A 10,810-nucleotide genomic window follows, 5' to 3' on the forward strand; every position below is an offset into this window, starting at 1 on the left:
CCGCTTGACGGGGAGTCTAGTCGATCCGGTGCCCTCAGGTGTTGCCCAACATTGAGCAGAGGCGTGTTTCCGGCCCCGGATAGCGTGGCCGCACCGCGGAATCGAGCGTGCTGACCGGCCGCCGGTGGAATCCGCCGAACCACGCAGAAGGGAATTTCTCCTCATGGCATGGTCATTCGTCCCCCCGGCAGCCGAGCAGGTCGCAGAACCTCCCGGGCAACTCCTGCACACCGGTAATTCCGGACTGATCATCCACCGGGTCGGACAGCTCGCCTACGAATTCCGCACCGAGGGCCGGTCCTTCGCACGGGACCTCCAATTCTTCACCAACAAGGCGCTGCACCCGAATGCCACCACGCTGGTCTACGAGGAGTTGTTCGGCACCCAGGACCGGCTGCACTGGCTCATTCACATGCGGGCCCCCAACGACTACGGCCAGCTCCTCGAAATGGTCGACCACAACACGGAGTTCCAGGAGGTCTCGACCTCCGACCGGCTCGCCGGCCAGGGCGGCGGCAACTGGGAGCGGATGTTCCTCCAGGGGTCCTTCCACGAAAGGGTGATCGTCCCCCAGCACGGACTGACCCACGCCCACGAGGAGGCCGACCTCGACGGACTCTTCGCGGTCCCGGCCCGCTTCCAGAGCGACCAGCTCCCCGAGCAGCAGCTCCACAGCGCCAACGCGGGCGTGATCATCCACCGCACCGGACAGGTCAGGTTCGAGTTCCGCAAGGAGGGGAGGAACTTCGCCTTCGCCTGGCTCAGCCGGATCAACGAGGCGCTGGCCGGCCACGCCACCGTCTTCCTGTACGAGGAGCAGTGGGGCACCCAGGACCGCATCCACTGGATGATCCACCTCCGGAGCCTCGACGACTACAGCCGCATCGTCGAACTGGAGCGCACCGACGCCGAGTTCCGCGAGATCCTGACCGGCCGCCGGATCCCGGAGGGCCGCGGCGGCGGCACCTGGGGCCGGATGTTCCTGGACGGCACCCTCCAGGAGACCGTCCTCGTGCCCCATCACGCCGGAGCGGGCAACTAGATGGAGGTCGGCATCGAGGCGGTCAACGCCTACGTCGGCAGGGCCTCGCTCGACGTCCGTACCCTTTTCGAGGCACGCGGCCTCGACATGCGCCGCTTCGGCAACCTGATGATGCGCCAGAAGTCGGTCAACCTGCCCTGCGAGGACGCCGTCACCAACGCCGTCAACGCCGCGAAACCACTGGTCGACGCCTTGACGCAGGCCGAGCGCGACCGTATCGAACTGGTCATTGTCGGCACCGAGTCCGGCCTCGACTACGGCAAACCGCTGAGCACCTACGTCCACGACGCACTCGGCCTCAGCCGCCGCTGCCGGTCCTTCGAGACCAAGCACGCCTGCTACGGCGGCACCGCCGCGCTGCGCTCGGCCGCCGCCCTCCTCGAAGTCGGCGCCGACCCGGACGCCAAGGCACTGGTCATCGCCGCCGACGCGGCCAGCGCCGCCGCACGCGACACCTACTGGGAGCCGTCCCAGGGAGCCGGCGCGGTGGCGATGATAGTCGGCGGCCGGCCGCGCATTCTGGCCCTCGATCCGGGAGCCAGCGGCTTCCACAGCTACGAGGTGATGGACACCCTGCGCCCCCGGCCCGACCTGGAGGCCGGCGACTCGGACCTCTCCCTGCTGTCGTACCTCGCCTGTCTGGAGCAGAGCTACCGGCACTACGCGGAGCGCGTCGTCGGGGCGGACATCGTCACCACCTTCGACCGGCTCGTGCTCCACACCCCGTTCGCCGGAATGGTGCGCTCCGCCCACCGCACGCTGCTGCGCAAGCTCAAGGGGTACGACACCGCCGCCGTCGAGGCCGATTTCGAGCGGCGCACCGCCGCCTCGCTCGACTACTGCTCCCGCGTCGGCAACGTCTACTCCGCGGCCCTCTACCTCGCCCTGTGCTCGCTGATCGACGGGGACGGACCGCGGGCAGGACCGCGCCGGGTCGGGATGTTCTCGTACGGCTCCGGCTGCGCCTCGGAGTTCTACAGCGGCGTGGTCCCCGAGGGCGCCGGCGCGCGGCTCGCCGCCCTCGGCATCGACGCCGCCATCGCCGACCGCTACCCGCTCTCGATGCCCGAGTACGAGACGCTCGCGGACGGCGGCGCGCTGCGGATGGCCGGGGTACGGGACCAGCGCTTCGACCCGGCGGGGTACGGGACCGTCTACGAGAAGGGGTTCGCCGGGCGCGGGCTCCTGGTGCTCGACGAGATCAGCGCGTTCCACCGGAGGTACCGGTGGAGCTGACCGGACCCGCACCGGGCCCGACGGCCTACCGGACTCTGCGCCTGGAGCACGACCGGGGCCGGCTGACGGTGACGCTCACCCGGCCGGGGGAGCGCAACAGCATCACGCGCGACCTGATCACGGAGCTGGGCGCCGCGCTGGACCTCGCCGAACGCACGGAGGACTGCCGAGTGGTCGTGCTGCGGGCCGAGGGCGACACCTTTTGCAGCGGCATGGACCTCTCCGGCGTCGCGGCGGCCGACGCGGCGCGCGGCTCGGACGGCTCGGCCGGCGGGGCCGGCGGGGTCGGCCGGAGCGCGGACGTCCAGGACACCCGGAAGGGCGGGGAGGACTACTACGCCCTGCTGGAGCGGCTCACCACCCTCGGCAGGATCGTCGTGGCCCAGGTCGACGGCCAGGTGGTCGGCGGCGGCGTGGGACTGGCCGCGGCCTGCGACTTCGTCCACGCCACCGAGCGCAGCCGGTTCAGCCTCCCCGAGGCGCTCTGGGGACTGCTGCCCTGCTCGGTCCTGCCCTTCCTGATCCGGCGGGTCGGCTTCCAGCGCGCCTACGCCATGGCCCTCGGCACCCTGCCGGTCGCTGCCCGCGAGGCCGCGGTCCACGGGCTCGTGGACGAACTGGCCGAGGACGCCGGGCCCGCGCTGCGCCGGCTCCTCTTCCGCGCCTCGAAGCTGGACCCCGCGACGGTGACCGACCTCAAGCGCTACACGCGCCGGCTGTGGATCCTCGACGAACACACCGGCCGGACGGCGGTGGACGAGTTCGTCCGGCTGATGTCGTCGGACCGGGTCCGCGACCGGATCGCCGGCTTCGCCGCCGGGCCGGGCCGGGAGGGCCCGCCCACACCCCCGCGCTGACCCCGCGTTCCATCCGCTCACCGACGAGGAGGAGGGCACTCGTGCGTGCCTGGATATTCCCGGGTCAGGGATCACACCGCAAGGGCATGGGCGCCGGCCTGATCGACCGTCACCGTGCCCTGGTGGAGACGGCCGACGCCGTCCTCGGCTTCCCCCTCGCGCCGCTCCTGCGCGACGATCCCGACAAGCGGCTGGGCGACACGCGCTACGCCCAGCCGGCGCTCTTCGTGGTGGAGGCGCTGACGGTGCTGACCGCCCGGGCGGACGGCGAGCCGGAACCGGGCGTGCTGGCCGGGCACAGCCTCGGCGAGTACGCGGCGCTGTTCGCGGCCGGCTGCTTCGACTTCGAGACCGGGGTCCGCCTGGTCAAGCGGCGGGGCGAGCTGATGTCGGGCGGCGGTGTCGGTGACTTCGGGATGCTCGCCGTTCTCGGACTGTCCGCCGAGGAACTGGCCGGGACGCTCGGCCGGTACGGAGCCGACACCGTGGACATCGCCAACCACAACGCGCGGACCCAGGTGGTCCTGTCGGGCCCCGCGGAACAGCTGCGGACGGTGGCGACCCGGCTGCGCGAGGACGGAGCGGCCAGAACGGTCCCGCTGGCCGTCCGCACGGCCTTCCACTCCCGGTACATGAGGGCGGCCGCCACGGAGTTCGCCGGATTCCTGGCCGGGTTCACGCTGCGGCCGCCCGCCCTGCCGGTGATCGCCAACGTGACCGCCGCGCCCTACGGGGACGACGTCGCCGGGCTGCTGGCCCGGCAGATCGCCGAACCCGTGCAGTGGGCGCGGAGCATGAGCCTCCTGGTCGGCCTCGGCGTGCGGGACGTGGACGAGCGGGGACCCGGCACCGTACTGACCGGGCTCTGGCAGGCGGCCCTGAAGGACGCGCCGGCGCCCGCGCCCCGGGCGGCGGTACGGCCGCCCGCCTCCGCCGAACCCGCCGCGCATCGGGACCCCGTACCGCCGAACGGCAGAACCACGCCGCCGGACCCCGGGCCGCCGGACCCCCAACCACCCGTCTCCGCGCCGCCCGCCCTTACGCCGGCGCACCCCGCGCCCGCGCCGCAGGCTCCCGCCGTCTTCCGCGCGGAGCGCCTCGGCAGCGCCGAGTTCCGCCGCGACCACCGGGTCCGGGCCGCCTACCTGGCCGGGTCGATGTACAAGGGCATCTCCTCCGCCGAGCTGGTCCTGCGGATGGGCCGGGCCGGCCTGCTGGGCTTCCTCGGCACCGGCGGACTCGGCCTCGACCGGATCGCGCGCGACCTGGACCGTATCGCCCGGGAGTCGGGCCCCTACCGCCCGTACGGCGCCAACCTGCTGCACACGCCCGCCGATCCGGTACGGGAGGACGCGGTGGCCTCGCTCTGCGTCCGCTCCGGCGTGCGGAGCGTGGAGGCCGCGGGCTTCACCCGCATCACCCCGGCGCTGGTCCGGGTGCGGTTCGCCGGAGCCCGCCAGGACGCGGACGGGCCCGTCGCCGGCCGGCACGTGATCGCCAAGGTGTCCCGGCCCGAGGTCGCGCGGGCCTTCCTGGCCCCCGCGCCCGCCGCTGTGGTCGACCGGCTGCTCGCGGAGGGCGGGCTCACCCCGGAGGAGGGCAGGATCGCCCGCCGGCTGCCGGTCAGCGGCGACCTGTGCGTCGAGTCCGACTCGGGAGGCCACACGGACGGCGGGGTGGCGCTCGCCCTGCTGCCGACCATCGCCCGGCTGCGGGACCGGGTCTGCGCCGAGCACGGCTACCGGCGGCGGGTCCGCGTCGGAGCGGCCGGCGGCCTGGGCACCCCCGAGGCCGTGGCGGCGGTGTTCCTGCTGGGGGCCGACTTCGTCCTGACCGGCTCGGTCAACCAGTGCTCGCCCGAGGCGGGCACCGCAGAGGCGGTCAAGGAGCTGCTGGCCGGGCTGGACGTCCAGGACACCACGTACGCGCCCGCCGGGGACATGTTCGAACTGGGCGCGCGGGTCCAAGTGGTCCGCAAGGGCACGCTGTTCCCGGCCCGCGCGAACAAGCTCTATCAGCTGTACCGGCAGTACGGCGCCCTGGAGGAGCTGGACGACCGGACCAGACGGTCGCTGGAGGAGCAGTGCTTCGGGCGCCCCGTCGAGGACGTCTGGCGCGAGACAGAGGCGCATCTCGCCCGTACCGCCCCCGGGGAACTGACGCGGGCCCGCCGCAGCGACCGGCACCGGATGGCCCTCGTCTTCCGCTGGTACTTCGTCCACTCGACGAGGCTGGCCATGCACGGCACCCCGGAGCAGCAGGTCAACTACCAGATCCACTGCGGCCCGGCGATGGGCGCGTTCAACCGGTACGCCGCGGGCGGCGAACTGGCGGACTGGCGCCGCCGCCATGTCGACGTCATCGCCGACCGGTTGATGACGGGAGCCGCGTCCCTTCTGACGGACCGGACAAACGCGATGCTGCGTGCGCAATCCTGAGCAGGAAGTGTCACCCCGGCTCAATAGTCTCTGACAGGGGATTTCCGGAACGTTCCCGGCGGCATTTCGCCGGGTATTCGATCAGGAGGGTTTCATGACCGCAGCGGAAACCGGGGATTCGGCCGGAGGGACCGGAGCGGCCGTTCCGCCGGCCGGTCACCAGACCGTCCTGGCGCCCGAACACATCCTGCACTCCGGAAACTCCGGAATGATCGTCGAACGCACCGCCCAGGTCCGCGGTGAATTCCACTCGGAATCCCGGGAGTTCGCCCGCGAACTCGCCGAATACATCACCACCCGCCAGCAGGGCGTGGCGAGCGTCTTCGTCTACGAGGAGACGTTCGGCACCAAGGACCTGGTGCACTGGCTGATCCACCTGAACTCGATGGACGACTACGAGACGCTCGTACGGATGGGCAGCCAGGACGAGGGCTACCGCGGCCTCTTCGGCAAGCCCCGCATCGACGAGAGCAAGGGCGGCGGAGGCTGGGCCCGGATGTTCGTCGACGGCACCCTGCGGGAATCGGTGCTGCTGCCGCAGTTCTGGGGCATGTACGGCACCGCCGTCGACGGCACCCTGGAGCGGCAGAGCACGGTGTTCCAGGAAGCCGGCACCACCGTGGCGCTCCCGCCCGCCCGGCACCAGACCTCCCAGCCCGACGACCTGCTGCTGCACTCCGCGAACGCCGGCATCGTCATCCACCGCACGGCCCAGATCATGTACGACTTCCGCTCCGAGGCCCGCCAGTTCGCCCGTGAGGCCGCCGAGGCCATCAACGACAACCTGGCGGGCGAGGCCACCGTCCTCCTCTACGAGGACGCCTTCGGCCCGATGGACCGCATCCACTGGCTGATCCACCTGCGCTCGCTGGGCACGTACCAACGGCTGCTCCAGCTGCACGTCCAGAACGAGAGCGTCCGGGACATCTTCTTCCGGGAGCGGGCGCCCGAGAAGGGCGCGGGCGGCACCTGGGCCCGGATGTTCGCCCAGGGCTCCTTCGAGGACGTCGCCCTGACACCGCACCACTGGGGGCTGTACGCCACCCGACTCCCGTCCGCGCGTTGACCCCACTCACCCCTGGACCAGGAGGTGTCGGCCATGAGCGGCCGAAGTCTGCACGAGATCTTTCGCGACCGGGCCGTCGAAGCGCCCGGACGGATCGCCGTCACGGCGTCCGGCGAGCAGCTGACGTACGGAGAACTCGACGCCCGCGCCGAGGCGCTGGCCGACCGCCTGGCCGCCCGGGGAGTGCGCCCCGGCGTGCTGGTCGGGCTCGGCGCCCACCGGGGGATCGAACTCGTGGTGGGTCTGCTCGGCATCCTCAAGGCCGGCGGCGCCTACGTCCCGCTCGACCCCGACTACCCGGCGGCCCGGCTGCTCCACCTGCTGGAGGACACCGGGGTACGGACCGTCGTGGCCACCGCCGAGGCGGCCAAGACCCTGCCCACCGCACCGGACGTCGAGATCGTGCCGATCAGCGCCGAGGCCGGGGCCGACACCACCGGCGCCGCCGCGGGCGACCGCCGGGCGGCGACCGGCAGCGACCTCGCGTACGTGATCCACACCTCCGGGTCGACCGGGCTGCCCAAGGGCGTCCTGGTCGAACACCGGCAGGTGGTACGGCTGTTCAGTACCACCCGGGACTGGTTCGGCTTCGGCCCCGAGGACGTCTGGACGCTCTTCCACTCCGCGAGCTTCGACTTCTCCGTCTGGGAGATCTGGGGCGCCCTCCTGCACGGCGGCCGGCTCGTCGTGGTCGACAAGGACCTCACCCGCGTCCCCGCCGACCTGCACGCCCTGCTGCGCGCCGAGCGGGTCACCGTACTGAACCAGACGCCGTCCGCCTTCCGCCAGCTCGACACCGCCGACGCGGACCACCAGGGGCCCGGCGAACTCGCCCTGCGCCTCGTGGTGTTCGGCGGGGAGCGGCTGGACGTCCGGGACCTGGCGGGCTGGCTGGAGCGGCACGGGGACGCGCGTCCCCGGCTGGTGAACATGTACGGCATCACCGAGACGTGCGTGCACGCCAGTTACCGGCCGATCACCACGGCGGACCTGGACACGCCCGAGCACAGCCCGATCGGAGTCCCCCTGCCCGACCTGGAGTTCGTCCTGGCCGGCCCGGACGGCGCCGCCGTGCCGGACGGCACGCCCGGCGAACTTCTGATCTCGGGGGCCGGGGTGACCCGCGGCTACCTGGACCGCCCGGAGCTGACCGCCGAGCGCTTCACCACCGGGTCCTTCGGCGGCGGCCCCGTCACCCGCCACTACCACTCGGGCGACCTCGCCGTCCGTACACCCGACGGGGAGCTGCGCTACCTCGGCCGGCTGGACGACCAGCTGAAGGTACGGGGCTTCCGGATCGAGCCGCGCGAGATCGAGCACTGCCTGCTCGGCCACCCCCAGGTCCGTTCCGCGGTGGTGGTCGCGCACGACTACGACGGCGACCCGCGCCTGGCGGCCTTCGTGGTGCCGGAGAGCGATGCCGACCCGGCCGCGCTGCCCGCGGCCCTGGCCGCGCACGCCGCCGCCGCTCTCCCCGCCCACCTGCGGCCCTCGGCCCACCGGGTCATCGACGCGATCCCGCTCACCCCGCAGGGCAAGACCGACCGGGAGGCCCTGCACCGGATCCTCGACGAGGCGCCCGCGACCGTACCGCCCTCACCGTCCGTATCTCCCGCACCTTCCGCTTCCGTACATCCGTCACCGTCCGAGCGCGGCGCCGTCGCCGCCGTCACGGAGATCGTCCACGAGATCCTGCGCGGCCCGCAGCCGCCCCCCGCCGGCGTCGACCTCTTCGACATCGGCGCCACCTCGCTCGCGTTCGTCCGGATCGTCGCGCAGGTCAACCAGCGGTTCGGACTGCGCCTGACCGGTGCCGAACTGGGCGGCGAGGCCACCGTCGCCCGGCTGGCCCTCTGCGTGGAGGAGCGGACGGGCCGGTACGGCGGGCAGGACAGCGGTTCCCACGACCACCCCGTGAAGGAGCAGGCATGACCCTCGCCGGAAAGGGCCGCGCGTTCGCGCTGTCCGAGCAGGAACTGGAGAGCTTCCGCACCAACGGCTTCTTCGGACCCTTCAAGGTCTACGAGCCCGAGGAGATGACCGCCGCGTGGCGGCGCGAGCGGCTGGCCCTGATGGACCGGTCGATGGCGGTCTACGGCGACGAGGCGGCCTCCTCCGGCAACACCAACATCTCCAACTACGACCGTCACCTGGACTCGGACTTCCTGGCCGGCCACATCGGCCGGGCACCGATCGTGGACCGCGTGGTCAGCGCCCTGGGCCCCGATGTCCTGTGCTGGCGCACCGAGTTCTTCCCCAAGTACCCCGGCGACGAGGGCACCGACTGGCACCAGGCGGACACCTTCGCCAACGCCTCGGGCGAGCCGCAGATCCTCTGGCCCGACGAGTTCAAGGAGTTCGGCGGGACGATCACGGTCTGGACCGCCTTCACCGAGGCCACCGTCGACAACGGCTGCCTCCAGTTCATCCCCGGCTCCCACCAGCAGATGAACTACGACGAGACCAAGAAGATGCACTACGACCCGGACCGGATCAACACGGAACGCAAGGGCGCCACCCGCCGGGGCTTCTTCGGCTACGACTACCGCGAGTTGCAGAAGGACGAGGACTTTGTCCCCGACGAGTCCAAGGCCGTCTCGATGGTCATGAAGCCCGGCGAGGCCATCATGTTCTGGTCCACCCTGATGCACGCCTCGCACCCCAACGAGGGCCCCGGGCAGCAGATGCGGATGGGCTTCGCCTCCCGGTACGTGCCCACCTCGGTCCGGGTCTACCCGGACACCGAGTCGATCGAGGAGTACGGCGGCGCGGTCTCGCTGGAGCGCTTCGGCTCGGTCCTGGTGGCGGGCCAGGACACGTACGGACACAACAAGCTGGTGGACCGCACCACGCGGGGCCATGTCTTCCGGGACAGCTGACGCCGCCACCGGGGTGGGCCCCGCGCCCACCCCGGAGCGGGCACTCGCCCGGCTCGTGGAGGCGGTCCTGTCGCTGGGCCCGCTGCTCGGCGTGCTGCCGCCGGTGACGGTCCCCGCCGGGCCCCGGGCCCAGGCCCTCGGCCCGCTGCTGGAGACGGTCACCCGGCGGCTCGGCTCTCCCGCCGTCGCGGTGGCCGCCGGGCCCGGGCGGCCCGACCCCTTCACCCAGGTGGTCGCGGACCGGCTGGACCTGGCCGCGCTGCCCGTCACCCCGGACGGCCGGGTCGAGGGCGCCGACCGGCTCGCCGACATCGTCGACGACGCCGAGGCGGCGGACTTCGGGCGCTTCTGCGCCCGGCTCGACACCAAGGCGGGGGACGGTGTGCCGCTGCGCGTGTACACCGCGGGGCGGCCCGGTGAGGGGGCCGTGGTGCTGGCCCTCGCGCCCGGCATGCCGGCCCGGCTGGCCGAGCGGTGGATCCGTGAACTCGCCCGTACGCACTACGTGGTGACCTGGGAGAGCCGGGGCCTGTTCGCGGATCCGGGCGAACCGGCGCCGGCCGACTACGGCGTGACCGCGCAGGCCGGGGACCTGCTGGCCGCGATGGACCGGGCCGGCGCGACCCGGGCGCACGTGGTGGGACTGTGCGGCGGCGCCGTGCCGGCGGTCACCGCCGCCGCGCTCCACCCGGACCGGATCACCTCGCTCAGCCTCTGGCACGGCGACTTCGACCTCGGCCCGGACAGCCCCAAGACGGACCACCAGCGCAATCTCCAGGCCCTCATGGCGATGGCGTGCTCCGACCCGGGGCTGGCCGCGACGATCCACGAGACGCTCTGCCGGTCGCTCGGCGACAACGTCCCCGCCGACCTCGCCCACCTGGTGCTCTATCCGTACGCGACGGCCGAACTGTTCGCCCGTTACTGCGCGTTGAACAGTGCGGTGATGGGTGAGGACCTCCGCCCGCGGCTCGCCGCCCTGGACCTGCCGGTGCTCGTGGTGACCAGCACGGACGACCACACCGCCCATCCGGGCGGATCCGCGGCGGTGGCCGCCGCGCTGCCGGGTGCGGTGAGCGTGGTCCGCCCGCACGGCGACCACATCTCGGTGTTCCGGGGGGAGCCGGAGTTGTTCGAGGCGGTGGCCGGGTTTCTGGCCGAACACCCGCTCTGACGCAATGGTGTGACGCTTCGTCAGGTTGTTCCGAGCTTGTCCGAGACGCCGCTTCCGCCCCGCCGCCCGGCTCCCCGAGCCGGGCACCACCCCCGCCCCCGCCGCGAAGGAGGATCCC

General features: G+C 72.5%; 8 protein-coding genes. All 8 read left to right on the forward strand.

Going from position 1 to position 10,810, the window contains the following annotated elements; all coding sequences use genetic code 11:
* Window positions 1-163: 163 nt before the first annotated feature.
* The 8 genes from ACIODU_RS15420 to ACIODU_RS15455 all read left to right on the forward strand — a co-directional run bounded on the left by ACIODU_RS15420 (window position 164) and on the right by ACIODU_RS15455 (window position 10,692).
* Entirely contained in the window at window positions 164-1,042 is an 879-nt protein-coding gene (locus ACIODU_RS15420) for a DUF6039 family protein (RefSeq protein ID WP_401767809.1), read from the forward strand.
* Window positions 1,043-2,278 carry a hydroxymethylglutaryl-CoA synthase gene (locus tag ACIODU_RS15425; RefSeq protein ID WP_356428306.1) on the forward strand — a complete coding sequence of 412 codons (1,236 nt, stop codon included), beginning with the start codon at window positions 1,043-1,045 and terminating at the stop codon, window positions 2,276-2,278.
* A complete protein-coding gene (locus tag ACIODU_RS15430) occupies window positions 2,269-3,135 on the forward strand; it encodes an enoyl-CoA hydratase-related protein (RefSeq protein ID WP_401767810.1) in 867 nt (288 codons plus the stop codon). The genes ACIODU_RS15425 and ACIODU_RS15430 overlap by 10 nt, the downstream gene beginning before the upstream one ends.
* A gap of 41 nt (window positions 3,136-3,176) precedes the next feature.
* The gene (gene fabD, locus ACIODU_RS15435; protein WP_401767812.1) at window positions 3,177-5,573 is read left to right on the forward strand and encodes an ACP S-malonyltransferase; all 2,397 of its coding nucleotides are present in this window, start codon (window positions 3,177-3,179) and stop codon (window positions 5,571-5,573) included.
* Window positions 5,574-5,667: 94 nt separating this feature from the next.
* Entirely contained in the window at window positions 5,668-6,639 is a 972-nt protein-coding gene (locus tag ACIODU_RS15440) for a DUF6039 family protein (RefSeq protein ID WP_401767814.1), read from the forward strand.
* A gap of 33 nt (window positions 6,640-6,672) precedes the next feature.
* Complete coding sequence (locus ACIODU_RS15445; RefSeq protein WP_401767816.1) at window positions 6,673-8,571, forward strand: amino acid adenylation domain-containing protein; 1,899 nt, start codon at window positions 6,673-6,675, stop codon at window positions 8,569-8,571.
* Window positions 8,568-9,518, forward strand: coding sequence for a chlorinating enzyme (locus ACIODU_RS15450; RefSeq protein ID WP_356428292.1), 951 nt, complete (start codon window positions 8,568-8,570; stop codon window positions 9,516-9,518). Before ACIODU_RS15445 ends, ACIODU_RS15450 begins: the two co-directional genes overlap by 4 nt.
* Window positions 9,499-10,692, forward strand: a complete 1,194-nt coding sequence (locus ACIODU_RS15455) for an alpha/beta fold hydrolase (protein ID WP_401767818.1) — start codon at window positions 9,499-9,501, stop codon at window positions 10,690-10,692. Before ACIODU_RS15450 ends, ACIODU_RS15455 begins: the two co-directional genes overlap by 20 nt.
* The last annotated feature ends 118 nt before the right edge of the window (window positions 10,693-10,810 follow it).

It is taken from the genome of Streptomyces sp. NPDC088261 (assembly GCF_044740805.1).
Taxonomy (GTDB): domain Bacteria; phylum Actinomycetota; class Actinomycetes; order Streptomycetales; family Streptomycetaceae; genus Streptomyces.

Excerpts from the sequence above, each read along its gene's own strand:
- ACIODU_RS15440 (WP_401767814.1), top strand. The coding sequence starts at position 5,668 with ATGACCGCAGCGGAAACCGGGGATTCGGCCGGAGGGACCGGAGCGGCC.
- ACIODU_RS15455 (WP_401767818.1), top strand. The coding sequence starts at position 9,499 with ATGTCTTCCGGGACAGCTGACGCCGCCACCGGGGTGGGCCCCGCGCCC.
- ACIODU_RS15445 (WP_401767816.1), top strand. The coding sequence starts at position 6,673 with ATGAGCGGCCGAAGTCTGCACGAGATCTTTCGCGACCGGGCCGTCGAA.
- ACIODU_RS15450 (WP_356428292.1), top strand. The coding sequence starts at position 8,568 with ATGACCCTCGCCGGAAAGGGCCGCGCGTTCGCGCTGTCCGAGCAGGAA.
- ACIODU_RS15420 (WP_401767809.1), top strand. The coding sequence starts at position 164 with ATGGCATGGTCATTCGTCCCCCCGGCAGCCGAGCAGGTCGCAGAACCT.
- ACIODU_RS15425 (WP_356428306.1), top strand. The coding sequence starts at position 1,043 with ATGGAGGTCGGCATCGAGGCGGTCAACGCCTACGTCGGCAGGGCCTCG.